At 69.0% G+C, this 15,329-nt stretch carries 12 protein-coding genes; 5 read left to right on the forward strand and 7 right to left on the reverse strand.

Features of this window, described 5'->3' with window-relative positions:
- The first annotated feature begins 3 nt into the window (after positions 1–3).
- Together G3I17_RS22960 and G3I17_RS22965 are read left to right on the forward strand one after the other, a co-directional pair.
- A complete protein-coding gene (locus G3I17_RS22960; protein ID WP_164599610.1) occupies positions 4–1,329 on the forward strand; it encodes an AAA family ATPase in 1,326 nt (441 codons plus the stop codon).
- A gap of 2 nt (positions 1,330–1,331) precedes the next feature.
- Complete coding sequence (locus G3I17_RS22965) at positions 1,332–1,802, forward strand: hypothetical protein (RefSeq protein WP_164599611.1); 471 nt, start codon at positions 1,332–1,334, stop codon at positions 1,800–1,802.
- Positions 1,803–2,133: 331 nt separating this feature from the next.
- Here the strand turns inward: G3I17_RS22965 and G3I17_RS22970 are convergent, their stop codons facing one another.
- Both G3I17_RS22970 and G3I17_RS22975 read right to left on the reverse strand, forming a co-directional pair.
- Positions 2,134–2,682 (reverse strand): hypothetical protein, encoded by a 549-nt coding sequence (locus tag G3I17_RS22970; protein WP_164599612.1) that lies wholly within the window; start codon positions 2,680–2,682, stop codon positions 2,134–2,136.
- Positions 2,679–5,405, reverse strand: a complete 2,727-nt coding sequence (locus G3I17_RS22975; RefSeq protein ID WP_164599613.1) for a hypothetical protein — start codon at positions 5,403–5,405, stop codon at positions 2,679–2,681. Before G3I17_RS22975 ends, G3I17_RS22970 begins: the two co-directional genes overlap by 4 nt.
- A gap of 245 nt (positions 5,406–5,650) precedes the next feature.
- Between G3I17_RS22975 and G3I17_RS22980 the strand changes: the two genes are divergently transcribed.
- Together G3I17_RS22980 and G3I17_RS22985 are read left to right on the forward strand one after the other, a co-directional pair.
- Positions 5,651–7,897 (forward strand): kinetoplast-associated-like protein, encoded by a 2,247-nt coding sequence (locus tag G3I17_RS22980; protein ID WP_164599614.1) that lies wholly within the window; start codon positions 5,651–5,653, stop codon positions 7,895–7,897.
- 72 nt (positions 7,898–7,969) lie between these two features.
- Positions 7,970–8,923: a DivIVA domain-containing protein gene (locus G3I17_RS22985; protein WP_164599615.1), complete on the forward strand. Its 954-nt coding sequence runs from the start codon at positions 7,970–7,972 to the stop codon at positions 8,921–8,923.
- 150 nt (positions 8,924–9,073) lie between these two features.
- Here the strand turns inward: G3I17_RS22985 and G3I17_RS22990 are convergent, their stop codons facing one another.
- Positions 9,074–10,069 (reverse strand): A/G-specific adenine glycosylase, encoded by a 996-nt coding sequence (locus G3I17_RS22990; protein ID WP_164599616.1) that lies wholly within the window; start codon positions 10,067–10,069, stop codon positions 9,074–9,076.
- 32 nt (positions 10,070–10,101) lie between these two features.
- On the opposite strand from G3I17_RS22990, the gene G3I17_RS22995 reads away from it, so the two are divergent.
- Positions 10,102–10,770 (forward strand): hypothetical protein, encoded by a 669-nt coding sequence (locus G3I17_RS22995; RefSeq protein WP_164599617.1) that lies wholly within the window; start codon positions 10,102–10,104, stop codon positions 10,768–10,770.
- Here the strand turns inward: G3I17_RS22995 and G3I17_RS23000 are convergent.
- The 4 genes from G3I17_RS23000 to G3I17_RS23015 form a co-directional block, all read right to left on the reverse strand.
- Entirely contained in the window at positions 10,767–12,272 is a 1,506-nt protein-coding gene (locus G3I17_RS23000) for a DHA2 family efflux MFS transporter permease subunit (protein WP_164599618.1), read from the reverse strand. The genes G3I17_RS22995 and G3I17_RS23000 overlap by 4 nt on opposite strands.
- Positions 12,248–12,811: a PadR family transcriptional regulator gene (locus G3I17_RS23005; RefSeq protein WP_164599705.1), complete on the reverse strand. Its 564-nt coding sequence runs from the start codon at positions 12,809–12,811 to the stop codon at positions 12,248–12,250. Before G3I17_RS23005 ends, G3I17_RS23000 begins: the two co-directional genes overlap by 25 nt.
- Positions 12,812–12,969: 158 nt before the next feature.
- A complete protein-coding gene (gene disA, locus G3I17_RS23010; protein ID WP_343238383.1) occupies positions 12,970–14,064 on the reverse strand; it encodes a DNA integrity scanning diadenylate cyclase DisA in 1,095 nt (364 codons plus the stop codon).
- A gap of 276 nt (positions 14,065–14,340) precedes the next feature.
- Entirely contained in the window at positions 14,341–15,279 is a 939-nt protein-coding gene (locus G3I17_RS23015; protein ID WP_164599619.1) for a beta-ketoacyl-ACP synthase III, read from the reverse strand.
- Between the last annotated feature and the right edge of the window lie 50 nt (positions 15,280–15,329).

Genomic DNA, 15,329 nt, shown 5'->3' on the forward strand with positions numbered 1-15,329 from the left:
GACATGAAGATCTCGAGGATCACCGAGCTGCGGCTGAGGGACTTCAAGTCCTACCGCGACGCGACGATCCCGCTGGAACCATTGACGATCCTGATCGGACGTAACGGGAGCGGAAAGTCGAACGCGCTTGATGCCATCGAGGTTCTGGCCCAGCTCGCCAAGGGTGAGGAGGTCCGCGACGCCCTCGAGGGAGGCCGGCGGGAATCCGCTGGCATCCGAGGGGGCGCCGAGGGATGCGCAGCACATGGCGCGGACAGCTTCCGCATAGGCGCGACGATCGAGCTGTCCACAGGTGCCCAGATCTATCTCGATGTGGAGATCCAGGTACGCCCAGATGTCCGGATCGTCTCGGAAGACGTCTGGCTCGGCCGCAACGGTAACTGGACGAAACAGGTCCTCCGTAGCGTGGCGCCGCACCTCGACCGAGGGGACATCGAGGCTGCGGTCTGGAACGGGAAGAAGGGCCGCAATCCCGTCCAGACCTTCAGGTCGTCTCATCTGCTCGCAGCCCAGTTGATTCTCCGAACCGGTACGACGAAGCCGCAGCGGCAGACCTTCGGAGATCTGGAGAAGGGCCTGGCGGTCCTCGCCGGGGTCTTCCATCTCGATCCGGTACCGCATCTGATGCGAGGCTATGTCCCGACCCAGGATTCGGTACTCCGTAGAGCCGGCGACAACCTGTCGGCGGCGGTAGCTCGGTTGAAGCATGACAACCCGGCCAAGTTCGCCGAACTGCTGGAGGCGATCAAGCAGCTCCCGGAGAACGAGATCCGTTCGGTGGAGCTCGGCCGTGGCGGTTTCGGCGATGTGATGCTGGCGCTCAAGGAACGCAAAGGTCGGCAATCGGTCACCATTCCGGCCAGGCAGATGAGCGACGGCATGCTGCGGATGATGGCGATCGCCACGGCTGCCCTAGCCGGTGGTGCGGGCCTTGATCTGGATTCGATCACGCCCGTTGATGCCGCTGCCCATCCGCTGTGTCTCGTGATCGAGGAGCTTGAGAACGGACTGCACGCCTCGCAGGCCGCGATGGTCTTCGACCTGGTGAAACGATCGTCGCGGGACAGCGGATTCCAGCTCATTCTCACCACCCACAGCCCGGCACTTCTGGATGCACTCGAGGGTGACGACCATGGTGGAGTTCTCCTCTGCGAGCGCGAACCCAAGTCGGGTGCCAGCAAGGTTGTGCCGCTGGTTCAGCTGCCTGGGTACCTCTCGCTGATGGCTCAGCAAAGCCTCGGCCAGGCAGTCACCAGCGGCCTGATCACCAAGGCGGCTGCTGCTGACGAGAACTACGACCAGATCAACAGACTCCTCGGGATAGGTTGAGCGTGGCTGTAGCGGTCTTCGTAGACACCTCGATCTTGCTGAACCTTCTCGACGTACCCAAACGGAACGGCGAGCGAGAGACCGTCACGGCGGAGTTCCTGGCCTGGCAGCAAGAGGACGCGACTTTCGTGCTACCGATAACCACCGTCATCGAGACGGGCAACGCCGTCGCGAAGATCGAGGGTGGCAGCCGCTGGTCGTTTGTCGAGAAGTTCGTGCAGATTCTCGGCCAAGCGGTTGTGGGGGCGACGCCCTGGGCGGCGTCGGGCGCTGTCTGGAACGCAGACTTCATCCAGGATTTGATCGACGGCCACGGGCATGTCCCGGCTCTACCGATGCTTATGAAGTCAGACGTTGGAGTGGGGGACGCGGGCATACTCGCTGAGATGGAGCAGTACCGCGCCAGGGTTCCGTCCGCGACACCAATCCGAATCTGGACGTTGGACGCCCAACTCGGCGCCTTTGGGAACTGAGCTACCTCCTTCCTGGTCTCGAGCAAGTCTGCCTACTGGTCACGACGAGGGAAAGTTTGGCGGCGTTGCGCGGCCCTCAGTCCTCGTATGCCCAGGAAGACCCAGCCCGAGCGCGAATACCCTCGTGCCAGATGCGGGCCCGGGCGCCAGCAGTATGAACCCGTTCACCAGCACCTGTAGTCCGGTGAACCACAGCAGCAGCGGTCTGTACGCCGGTGGGCTCCACGCGGTCCGAGTGTGTCCAACAGCAGCCGGTACTCCGAGGAAGCCCAGTACTGCGAGAGCGATGACGCTCACCACACCACCTTCGCGCATCGCAGTCCCACTGACCTCAACCGCTAGGAGGTGTTGTCTCCCTCCGCCGGGTGAATCGGCGGAGGTGGGTTTGGGCGGCGGTGAGGGCTTCGGGGGTTGGGGGTGGGTGGTGGGGGCGGGTGGCTAGCAGGTGGGCTGTGGTGGTCAGGAGCCAGAGGAGGGCGGTGGTCAGGGCGAAGGTGGGGCCGGGGCCTGGCCAGGTGTCGGTGAGGGGGGAGAGGTCGCGGGCTTGCCAGCAGCCGGTGAGGTAGATGAGGGCTATGACTGCGGTGATTGCGGCGGCTGCTTGTGACTTGGGGCCGATGGGCAGGATGAGAGTCAATACCGTGGCGATGAGGCCGGCTGCCCAGGTGAGGGCCAGGGTCGGCTGCGTCTCGATCCCCAGCTGCCAGACCGACAGGCCGAGCCGGCGGCTGTAGGTCCAGGGGAGCAGTAGCGTGATTCCGGCCGCGAGCGCGGTGAGCAGCATCGCGAGGGCGAACCACCGATGCTGCCGGATCCCGAGCTCCCGCTCCAGGCCGTCGAGCTGCAGCGGCAGCTGCTCATCGGGAGGCAGATCGGTCATTTCGGATCCAGCCTGACAATGTCGTTGCCTAAGGCAAAGAATAGCGAGCGGCCGATGACGGTGACCTCGTCGGCCGCCTGCGGGACACCTTGGGCCGGCCCGGCGATGGTGGTGATCCGCCCAGCACCCTCGACCCGCACCAGATGACTCCCGTCATAACCCCAGAGCTTGCCGTCGGGACCGGCGAACCACTCGCCGTCCGTCGTCCACTGACTCGGCGCGACCTCCGTCGACGAGATCGGCCACCCCGAACTGGCCCCGCCGAACAGCGGCGTGATCCGCCCCTGCCGACTCACCAGCTCGAGCCGCTCGCCAAGAACCATCGCGGCATCGCCCGAGCCCAACTGAACCAGCCCGTCCGGCCGCAGCACGCCCGCGACCTTGACCCGGCTGACCTGACTACCCGGCCCGTAGAAGTTGTAGAGGTTCCCACTGATCGCAGTGACCAGCCGATCCCCAGCCGCGGCCGCGTACTCACCTCGCTGGTTCGGTAGTCCCGGCGCAGGGTCCTGTACGACCTTGGCCACGCCTCCGACGAGATGGACGGCGATCTCGTTCGACACCTTGCCCCGACCACTCACAGTCCACCAGACGCCGCCCAGGCCGTCCGGAGCCCAAGTGTGAGCCGCATTGGGCAACCGAACCTGCACCAGCCGCCCACGCCCATCCAGAGCCAGCTGTGTCCCGGCACCAGCCGCCACCTTCCCCGGCGGATCCACTGCAGGCACAACCGGCACCACGGTCACCCTGTACTGCGTACTCCCGCTAGCCGGCGTCCTGCGATCGCATCGAGCATCCGGCTCCGCTGCGGCCGGGTACGACGCGGCCGCCCCGGCAGCACCCGTGATCTCGAGGATCTGGTCGCCACCACCCGGCGAGGTCCCGAGCAGCACCGACCCATCCGGCCGCGCCTCGATGCTGTCCACCCCAGTGGCCCCGCCCGGCAACTGACGCAGTACGCCGTCCGGAGTGACCACTGCAGTCGGTGCGCTACCCCCGAGCCACAGGTTGCCTCGTACGTCGACAGCGAAGGCGTCGACCGTCAGCGACGAGCTAGCGGCATCCCTGCTCAGCTGACAGCCGGCAGGCGCGACGCCGGTGACCTGCTGCGGTGTCGAGCCGGGCCTGACCAGAGCGAGCCCCGTCCGACTGGTCCGCCAGGCAGTAGTGCCGTCTGGCCCGGTCGAGACGGCATTGCCAGGAGCACCCGGACCCGGGTTCACCACAGAGGCCGTGAGGTCCAGACCCGCCCGCAACCGATCGGCCGGGATCTGCCAAGTAGTCGAGCCTCCCCAGATCACGATCGACCTGTCCGCGTTGCGATGCGTCAGGGCCGGACCCTGGCCCGTCGCCAGGACATCAATGTCAGGCGTCACGTAGTACGAGCCGTCGGGGTTCTTGTGGCTCAGGCTCACGTCGGCTGCCACCAGGGTCAGCGGGACTGCCAGGATCGCCCACGGACGGCTGCCGGCCCCACCGGCGAGCAAGACCATCTTGTTGTCTTCCACACCGAGTAGTGCGGGTGGTGTCACGCCATGGCTCAAGGTCACCCGGGGGAACGCCACCCCGTCGCGGTACTCGAACAGGGTCGACCCTTCCGACCCAGTACGACCGAGCAGCCACTGGCCCGGCGTTCCGTCCAGCGTCCCAGCGACCGAGTCCAACGGGTCCGACGTACCGATCGCGACCCGCATGCCGAGCCGGTCGACCAGTTGCCCGCCCTCCAGATCCAGCAGCCGATGCGGGATCCCTGCAATCACTACAGGCTTGTACGCCGGTGCTGCCGCAGCGGGTGCGAGCAGTCCGGCTCCCACGCCGACAGCCGCCGCGACCAAGACCGCGAGTAGTTGCCGCCTGCGAGCACCGACTCCCAAGCCGAGCAGTAGCAGGCCAAGAGCAAGTGCGAGCCAAGCGCCAATCGCGGGCCGATATCCAACGCCGTCGGACAGTTGGTCCGGCAACTGGACCAGCGCCGTGAGGACACCTGCCACGGCGAGAGCCCCGGCTAGTACGGACAAGACCCGTAGCACCGGCAGGGAGCGAGCTACGGCGGCACAGAGCACGGCCACGGCGGCCAGGGCGAGCAGCACCGCCCAGGTCTCGGCGTACGGGATCTCCCAGAGCTGGACGCGGATCAGGCCGGCCTCTGCGCCGGCCGGGCCGAGGGCCACCGGGTCGAGGAGTTCGCGCCAGGGGAGGACGGTTGAAAGCAGGAGCATCGCCGCCAGCGAGCCGGCCAGTACGGGCACCACGACGGGTCGTGAGCTCGCCCGAGACTCGGTGAAAGAGGTCAGCTGGAGGAAGATTGCTCGCAATGCGGACTGGTCGAGGACTTCTTCCGAAGAATTTTCCAGAGCTTTCGAAGGGTCGCCGAGCAGCGGGGAAACGGCCGGCAACCGGGTCGCCCAGTGGGTCGCGACCAGTGCCGCCAGGCCGCCGCAGACGACGAAGCCGATCACAGCCGGTGAGCTCGCGCAGCCTGATCTGCCCTGCCAGGCCAGCCCGGTCCACGCGGTCGCGGCGACCAGGACGACCGCCACCGCACCCCAGCCGCGGACCTGCCGGCGAAGGGCGATTTTGTCCGCCGACAAGCGATCTGCGAGCACCAGGGCGATCAGCACGAGGGGCAGTGCCAGGGCCGCGCCGCGACCGCTGACGGGCTGGGTCGTCGCCCGCCAGAGGTAACAGCCTGTACTCGCGCTGCCCGGCAACAGGATGGCCACCGCGACGCCCACTGAAAGACACGCGAGGGTTACACCTTGCCACTGGGTTCGTCGTAAGGTCCTTCGGTGTCCTAGCTCCTCTGTCCGGAGCAGTGCCGCCGCGGCCTTCGATTCGGTGGGAAGATCGCGCAGCGGCATGAAAAAGAAGTTACCCGTCTACGCATCTCGCTCGTTGTAGTTACGTGACCACGGCTTTGGGACCCGGACTGTTGGAGAGGGGGCCGGAGATGGAATCATCTCGTCGCATGGACGCACAGCGTCTGCCGCTGACCCAGGAACCGGTCCCCGACGCCGGTTCCTTTGGCGTGCGGCAAGCGGGCGGTGTGCTGGAGCGCGCGCAGCGGATCGCGGACACCTTGCGCGAGCAAGCGGAGTACGAGAACGACACCGCGCTGGAGCGGGCCGAGCTGATCCGCGCCGAGTCCGAGCGGGCGCAGGCCGAAGCTGAGCAGCACGCGCAGCAGTTGCGTGCCGCCGCCGAGGAAGAGACGCGGGCGCTGCGCGCGGAGGCCGATCAGGCGGCGCAGAAGCTGCGCGCCGATGCGCACTCCAGCGCCCAGCGACTCCTCAGCGATGCCGAGCGCGCCGCCGAGCAACTCCGCAGCGAGTCCGAAGCCGAGGCTCACCGGGTTCGCACCGAAGTACAGGCCGAGGCAGAGCGACTCGAGTACGAGTCGATCGCCGCCGCCGAGAAGCTGCGCGCCGAGTCGACCGGCGCCGCCGAGGCACTGCGCGCCGAGTCGGCTGCCACTGCCGAGAAGCTGCGGGCGGATTCGACCGCTGAGGCCGAGCGCGTGCGCTCGGAAGCGATCGCCGAAGCGGAGCGGGTCCGCAGCGAGGCGCAGGCCGCGGCCGATCGGCTGACGACGGACGCGAACAACGCTGCCGAGCAGCTGGAGCGAGAGTCGACCGCGGCAGCCGAGAAGCTGCGGAGCGAGTCGACCGCGGAGGCCGAGCGGGTTCGCAGTACGGCTGCGGCCGAGGCAGAACGGCTGAAGACCGAGTCGGAGAGTGCCGCCGAGGAGCTGCGCAGCACGGTCTCGGACGAGGTGGCGCAGCGGCGCAGCGAGGTCGAGGCGGCCGCGGAGAAGCTGAGCACCGACTCGCACGCGGCGGCCGATCGGCTCCGGGAGGAGTCGCAGGCGGCGGCGGATCGGCGGATCGCCGCGGCCGAGGCGGAGGCCGCCGGGCTGAAGGAAGAAGCCGACGAGATCGTCGAAGAGGCCCGCCAGGCCCGCGAGAACGCGGCGCAGGCGGTGGAGCGCGCGAGCCGCGAGGCCCAGCAGCTCGTCGTCGACGCGGGTGAGCAGGCCGCGCTCGTCTCGCAGGGAGCGGTCCGCAACGAGGCCGAGCTGATCGCCCGCGCCGAGTCCGAGGCGATCGAGCTGCGCACGTCCGTCGAGCGCGAGGCCAACACGGCCCGCGAGAGGTCACGCGCCCAGATCGCCGCGGCGCACGCCGAGATCGAGCGCCTGCGCGGTGAGAACCGGGCCGAGCTCGAGCGCCGGACGGCGGAGCTGGAGGAGACCGAGCGCGCCAAGCTGGCCGCGATCTCGCTCGAGATCGACAAGCTCCGCGCCGCCGCCGTGGATGAGATCAACGGGCAGAAGGCCGAGGCCGAGCAGGCCAACGAGCGGCTGATGGCCGACGCCCGCGCGCAGGCGAAACTGGTCGTCGACAGCATCGAGGCAGACCGGCGTACTGCGTCCGCCGAGGCGCAGCGGATCGTCGAGGACGCGAACAAGGCGGCCGAGACCGCGCTCGCCGAGGCTGAGAAGCAGACCACCTGGAGCAAGAAGACCGTCGACGACCTGGTCGCCACCGCCGAGCGGGAGGCCCGCGGGATCCGCGACCGGGCCGCGATCGAGGTCGCCGAGCTGGCCCGGAGCAAGCGCGCGCACCTGCGCCGCGTGGTCAGCCGCTCGACCAGCCGGCTCAAGGAGACCCAGAGCGCGATCGCCGCCGAGAACGCGGAGCTGACCGCGCTCGCCGAGAAGACGCTGTCCTCGGCCAACGCGCAGGCCGAGTCGACGCTGGCCTCCGTCACCGGGCAGGCGGAGAAGGTGACCGCGCAGGCCCAGGCGAAGGTGGACCGGCTCAAGGCCAACGCCGAGGTCGAGGCCAAGGAGATCATCACCCGGGCGAACCGCCGCGAGGCCGAGGCGCAGTCCAGCACCCAGGTACTGCGCGAGCAGGCCGCCAACGATCTGGCCAACGCCCAGCGCCAGTCGCACGAGCTCATCCGCAAGGCCCGCGCCGAGGCCCAGGGGCTCGAGGCGCAGGCCCGCGAGCACTCCGACGAGCTGCGCGCGCAGGCCCGAAAACTTCTCGCCGACGCCGAGGCGAGGGTCGCTGCGCTGAACCAGCGCCGCGACGAGATCACCAAGGAGCTCACCCAGCTTTCGGGTGTGATCGAGGCACTCGCTATCCCTGGCTTCCACGCAGGTGGTGGAATGTCCGGTAGCGAGGGTTCCACGGGGGAATCAGGATGAGGACGTGACAGTCAGATCCTTGTCAGTGACAATGTGTGATCCACCCACCCACCGAAGTGAGCATCAGAAGACATGAGCAGTGAATCCCCAACCCCGTTCCGCACCGTTCTGCGTGGCTACGAGCCTGCCCAGGTGGATCAGCACGTTCGTGAGCTGACCACCTCGCTGACCGCACTGCAGCAGCAGTCGGAGCAGCTGCAGCGCCACGTTCAGGAGCTGCAGTCCCGGACGGATGCGGCCGAGTCGGCCGTCATCACCGCCCAGGAGGACAACAAGGACCGCACGCCCACCTTCACCGAGTTCGGTGAGCGGGTCGCCAAGATCCTGTCGCTGGCCGACGACGAGGCCCGCGACCTGGTCACCCGGGCCCGGACCGACGCCGACGCGATCGTCGCCGACGCCGATGTGCACGCCAAGAAGGTCCGCAAGGAGGCCGAGCAGTACTCCCTGGACTGGAAGAGCGAGGTCGACGCCGAGGCTGCCCGCATCCTCGAGGAGGCCCGCACCCAGGCCGACGACATGCGCGACGAGGCCGAGCGCGACGCCACTGCGCGCCGTAGCGAGGCTCAGGCTCTGTACGAGCAGGAGCGGGCCAAGTCCGCCCAGGCAGCGGCCGCCTTCGAGACCACCCTGGCCGAGCGCCGCGGCAAGGTCGAGCAGGAGTTCGCCGCCCGGACGGCACTGGCCGAGCAGCAGCTGGCGGCGGTCACCGACCGTGCGGCCCAGGTGCAGCGCGAAGCTGACCGGTCCCGGTCCGAGGCGGAGCGCCTGGCCCAGCAGCAGCTGGCCGACGCCAACCGTCAGGCCCAGGAGATCGTCGCGGCCGCGAAGGACAAGTCCGAGCGGATCCGTGCCGAGTCCGAGCGCGAGCTGGCCGCCGCGACCCAGCGTCGCGACAGCATCAACGCGCAGCTGACCAACGTCCGGCAGATGCTGGCCACGTTGTCCGGCAGCCCGGCGATGCCGCTGGACCTGCTCACTGACGACGCCGCCGAGGCGACGGCGAACAGCAGCAAGAAGAACTGATCACCACCCGCTGAGGCCGGCCCGACCCCGGGCCGGCCATCGGCACCCCACCCGACCGGCTGACGCCGTTCGGGTCTCTCTCGACGTCCGAAGCAGCCCACGGCTCTTCGGGCGTTCGTGCTTTCGGACAGCCCGGTAGCGCCGGGGTGGTTACGCGGGCAGGCGGTAGCTGTTGTCGGCGACCGGGTCTACCAGGCCATCGGCGACCAGGCCGTCCAGTGCACGCTCGCGCTGGATCTGCTCCGGCCAGCAGGCGTCCAGTGCGCTTTTGGCGACTGGGCCGTGAGCTGCTCGTAGTACCGCGAGCAGGCGGCCACGCACTTGGCGGTCGGTGCCCTCATAGGTCTGCCCCTTGCGCGGCGGACCGTCGTACGGCGGGCTGCCGGCCAGTACCCAGGCGCAGCGGCTGCTGATCGGGCAGTCGGAGCAGCGCGGGCTGCGGGCAGTGCAGACGAGTGCGCCCAGCTCCATCGTCGCCACCGCCCAGCGGGCCGCCGTGGGCTCATCCGAGGGCAGTGCGGAGACAGCAAGCCGCAGGTCGGCGACAGTGGGCGAGATGCTCGGCTGAGCCGCCCCAGTGAGCGCCCGGGCGAACACTCGCCGCACGTTGGTGTCGACCACCGCATGACGCTGCCCGTACGCGAACGACGCGATCGCAGCCGCCGTGTACGTCCCCACGCCCGGCAGTGCGAGCAACGCCGCGTGGTCGTCCGGTACTACGCCGCCGTGCTGCTCCACGATCGCCCTAGCCGCCGCATGGAGCCGCAGAGCGCGCCTGGGGTACCCCAGACGGTCCCAGGCCCGCACAGCCTCACCTGGAGCCTCCGCCGCCAGGTCGGCCGGCTTGGGCCAACGCTTCATCCACACCTCGTACGCCGGGAGCACGCGCGCGACCGGCGTCTGCTGCAGCATGAACTCGCTGACCATCACCGCCCACGCCCCGGCATCCGGCTCGCGCCAGGGCAGCGTGCGCGCATGCACCGCGTACCAATCGAGGATCGGCTCATGTAGAGCGGCGGCGGCGCCCGACGACGAGCGCCCGGAGGCGGCTCGTGCGGGAGCGGCGCCTGACGCGGCAGCGGTGGGAGCGGCGGCGGTCGCGCGCGACCTGCGGGCCGATGAGCGGGGGAGCGGCGAGTCTGACATGTCGAGCACAATCCTGACACTAAGGTGCCAGCATGAGCAGCCTGCTCCGACCGGTCGGGCATCTGCCCGCCAGCGTGTACTGGTTCCGGCGGGCGCTCGTGCTCGTCGTCCTGGTGGCGCTGGTCTTCGTCCTGGTCCGGGTGGTCAGCGGCGGCGGCGACCCGAAGAACTCGGCAGCCACCGATCCCGGGCAGAACCCCTCGTCCGGCCCGACCGTCGTGCCCACCCCGACGCCCGGCGCCAAGAGCTCCGGCAAGACCGAGGGTAAGACCACGAAGGCCACCGAGACTCCGAAGACGAGCGAGACCCCGAAGGACGTCCAGTGCCAGGGCGACGACGTGACCATCGACGTCGTACCGGTCAGCCGCACGCTCGCCGCGGGCAACTCGCTGAACCTGGTGATCCAGCTGAGCGCCGTCCGCGACGAGTGCAAGGCCGCGATCGACCCGAGTGAGCTGTCGCTGACGGTCACCTCCGGCAAGGACCAGATCTGGACCACGGAACACTGCGAGAAGGTGATTCCGCGGGCCACCCTGGTCCTTGCCAAAGGCAAGCAGTCGACGGCGACCGTCCTCTGGGACGGCCGCCGGTCGCGCCCGGGCTGCCTGCCTGGTCAACTGCAGGCCAAGCCCGGAACCTATGTGGTCAAGGCGATCTACGACGGACGCGCCTCGGCCGCGCAGGCCTTCACCATCGTCTAGCTCTCCACAACTCCTGAGGCTGCGGGTTCAGAGGCCGGCTTGTTCATGAAGGACGGCTTGCTGAACAGCAACGCCGCAACCACGCCGATCAGCAAGACGGCGGCCGGCAGTATCAGCGACTGTGCCATCGAGTCGCTGAAGCCTTGCCGCAACGCCTCCGGCAGCTTGCCGGCGCCCTCGACCACAGTTCCTTGCATCGCCGGCAGGTTCGCGGCCAGCCGCGCCTCCATCAGTACGGCGATGCCCGCGCTGCCCAGTACCGCACCGACCTGACGCGTGGTGTTGTAGACGCCCGCACCGGCACCCGCCTGGTGCATCGGCAGGTTGCGGGTCGCAGTAGTGCCCAGCGGCGCCCACATGAAGCCGTTGGCGACACCGAGCAACGCGATCGGCAGCAGCAGTTGCCAGATCGCCACGTCCGGCTCGATCACCTGGCTGAGCCAGAACATCGACACCGAGCAGCACAGCAGCCCGAAACCGGCGAGATACCGCGGATGGGTCTTGTCCGTAAGGCGTCCCACGAACGGCGCGAGCGCACCGGAGATGACGGCCATCGGCACGAGCAGCAACGCCGACCGGGTCGGGCTGAGCCCGCGCACGCTCTGCGCGTACAGCATCAACGGGAACGCCATCGCGGTGATCGCGAAGCCGACCGTCGTGATCGCCGTGTTGGCCAGCGAGAAGTTGCGGTCCTTGAACAACGACAGCGGCAGCAGTGGCTCACCCTTGTTCTTGGCCTGCCAGAACAGGAACACCGCGATCACCACCAGCCCCGCGATGATCAGGCCCCAGACCGAGATCGGTCCGACGATCTGGCCCCAGTCGTGCTTCTGCCCCTCCTGGATGCCGAACACCAGGCAGAACAGGCCGATCGTGGACAGCGCGACGCCGATCAGGTCGAACTTGTGCTCGTGCGTCGGCAGGTCCGGTACGAGCCGCCAGGCCAGCACGAAGCCGATCACGCCGATCGGCGCGTTGATGAAGAAGATCCACTGCCAGCCGAGCCCGTCGACGAGCACGCCACCGAGGATCGGGCCGACCAGGGTCGCGACGCCGGCGGTCGCACCCCACAGGCTCATCGCCTTGCCACGCTCGTTCGCCGGGAAGATCCGGGTGATCACCGCCATCGTCTGCGGCGTCATCATCGACGCGCCGAGGCCCTGGAAGACGCGCGCGATGATTAGCATCTCGATCGAGTTGGTCAGTCCGCACCAGACCGACGCGATGGTGAACAGCGTCAGGCCGGCCAGGTAGAGCTTCTTCGGCCCGACCCGGTCACCGAGCCGGCCGGTGATCAGCAGCGGTACGGCGTACGCGAGCAGGTAGGCGCTCGTCACCCAGACGACGTTGCCGACGTCGGTGTGCAGGTCGCTCAGGATCGAGGGCGTCGCCACCGACACGATGGTCGAGTCGACCAGGATCATGAAGAAGCCCAGTACGAGTGCCCACAGCGCCGGCCACGGCCGGACGTCGGGTGTCACTTGCTCTTGCGGTGGTGCCATGAAAGATCCTTGCTCTCGATCCGTTGGAGGAGGGTCGTCAGCCAGTCGCGCTCGGCGACCAGGACGGTCCGGTTGAAATCCGCGGCGAGCCAGAAAGGCTCCGGCACCCGCCGCGTGGTCACCTCGGCGATCGCCGCGTCGAGTTCGCCGACCAGCAGGTCGATCTCGCCCAGCCGCCGGCTGAGCCGGGTCACCACGTCGCCGGTCTCCAGGTTGTGCGCCTCGCTCAGCACGACCGGGAACAACGGGTACTCGTAGGTGTACGTCTCGATCCCGCTCTGGACGCGCTTCTCCAGCGCCGACTTCCCGGCGTCGGTGATCTCGTACGTCGTCCGCTCGGGCCGGTTGCCGGCCCGTTCGGTGCCGGTCGCGCGGACGAGTTCCTGCCCCGCCAGCCGCTCGACCGTGTGGTAGAGCGAGCCCGGCTTCACCTTCAGCAACCGGTCGTTCCGCCGCTGCAGCAGCACTTGGTACATCTCGTACGCGTGCATCCGCCGCTCGACCAGCAGCGCCAGTACCGCGATCGCCAGCGGCGTCATCTCAGCCAAATCGCCCACTCCGACTATTCCGCCCGAACTATTCCACCTGGAGTATTACCCGCCGTCGGGTGATCAGGCAAGTCCCGGACGGGCAGCACAAAAGGACGCGGCGCCGGCTGAAGGTCAGCCGGCGCCGCGTTCGCAGTACAGCGGAGCGGTTAGACGTACCGCTCGAGGATGCTCGATTCGGCCAGCCGGGACAGGCCCTCGCGGACCGTGCGGGCGCGGTTCTCGCCGACGCCGTCGACGGTCTGCAGGTCGTCGATGCTCGCGGCGAGCAGCTTCTGCAGGTGGCCGAAGTGCTCGATCAACCGGTCGATGACCGCGCCGGGCAGGCGGGGCACCTTGGCGAGCAGACGGTAGCCGCGCGGGGTGACGGCCGCGTCCAGCTGCTCGGCGCCACCGAGCTGCAGGGCGCGGGCGACCATGCCGATGTCGAGCAGGTCGGTCGGGCTGACGGCGTCGAGCTCGAGCAGGACGTCCTCGGCCGTCTTCGGGCGGCGCCCGGCCGCCGGCGGCAGGTAGTCGCGGACGACGAGCTCACGCTCACCGGCGACACCCGCGACGAGCTCGTTGAGCTGCAGGGTGAGCAGCCGGCCGTCGGTGCCGAGCTCGACGACGTACCCGTCGATCTCGGTCGCGATCCGGCGGACCATCTCCAGCCGCTGGGCGACCGCGGCGACGTCGCGAACCGTGACCAGGTCCTCGATCTCCAGCGCGGACAGCGTGCCGGACACCTCGTCGAGGCGCAGCTTGTAGCGCTCGAGGGTGGCCAGCGCCTGGTTCGCGCGGGACAGGATGGCGCCGGAGTCCTCGAGCACGTAGCGCTGGTCGTCGACGTACAGCGCGATGATGTGCATCGACTGCGACACCGAGATGACCGGGAAGCCGGTCTGCCGGGCGACCCGGTCGGCGGTGCGGTGCCGGGTGCCGGTCTCCTCGGTGTGGATCGACGGGTCCGGCATCAGGTGCACGGCGGCACGCAGCATCCGGGACATGTCGCGGTCGAGGATGATCGCGCCGTCCATCTTGCTGAGCTCGCGCAGACCGGTGGCGGTGAACTCCACCTCGATCTCGAACCCACCGGTCGAGATGGCGTCGACCACCTTGTCCTGTCCGAGGACCAGCAGGGCGCCGGTACGGCCCCGCAGGATTCGTTCCAGGCCTTCACGCAGCTCGGTACCAGGCGCCACCGCGGCGAGGGTCGCACGCATCCGGGCGTTGGTGCTGTTCTTGTCGGAATTCGGGGCCACGGTCCCTGAGTCTATGCGGCTCAGAGGCGTGATGTGACCGCCGTACCGGCTTTGCGGCCCACCGGGCCGCGGCGATCCGGTCGCGTTTGCAAACGCACGTGCATCGCATCGTGCAACCGCATCGTGCACGTCGCGGCTGAGCGGTGTTCCGGCAGCCGGCCGGCCCGGAAGGCGATTCGGGCGCGGGCCGGCCACGCCGCGATCACCAATCCGGTAACAGGTGACCAACTGTCGCCGTACCGCGTGTCGCGGCCCCAGCCGGCCGCTCAGCCCGTACTACGGGCAGCGAATGATCTGTCCGGCGTAGGACAGGCCGCCGCCGAAGCCGAAGAGGAGGACTGGCGCACCAGCCGGGATCTCGCGGCGCTCGACCAGCTTGGACAGCGCGATCGGGATGCTCGCCGCCGAGGTGTTGCCCGACTCGACCACGTCGCGCGCGATGACCGCGTTGACCGCGCCGAGGCGCTTGGCCAGCGGGTCGATGATCCGCAGGTTGGCCTGGTGCAGGACGACGCCGCCGAGCTCCTCGGGGGTGACGCCACCCTTCTCGCAGACCTGCCGGGCGATCACCGGGAGCTGGGTGGTGGTCCAGCGGAAGACGCTCTGGCCCTCCTGGGCGAACGTCCCGTCGCGGCCCTCGATCCGGACCGCGTCCGACATCTCCGGCACCGAACCCCACACGACCGGGCCGATCTCCGGCTCGTCGGAGGCGACCAGCACGGCCGCGCCGGCGCCGTCGCCGATCAGTACGCAGGTGGTCCGGTCGGTCCAGTCGGTCCAGTCGCTCAGCTTCTCGACCCCGATCACCAGCGCCTTGGACGCCGCACCCGCGCGGATCGCGTGGTCGGCCGTCGCGAGCGCGTGGCTGAACCCGGAGCAGGCGGTGTTCACGTCGAGCGCGGCCGGGCTGCCCAGCCCGAGCCGGGCGGCGACCCGGGCGGCGATGTTCGGTGAGCGGTCGATCGCCGTACAGGTCGCGACGACGACCATGTCGATCTCGGCCAGGTCGATCCCGGCGTTGGCGACGGCCTTCTCGGCGGCCCGCCAGGCCATCTCGTCGACCTGCTCGTCGGGGGCCGCGATCCGGCGCTCCTTGATCCCGACGCGGCTCTGGATCCACTCGTCGTTGGTCTCGACCATGGTGGACAGTTCGGCGTTGGTGAGCACCCGCTCGGGCTGGTAGTGGCCGAGGGCGACAACTCTGGAACCGGTCATCTCGCGTGCTCCTCCGGGAGAGGGGGCGGCCTGGATCAGCAGCCGCGTTT

Source organism: Streptomyces sp. SID13031 (assembly GCF_010548305.1).
GTDB lineage: Bacteria > Actinomycetota > Actinomycetes > Propionibacteriales > Kribbellaceae > Kribbella.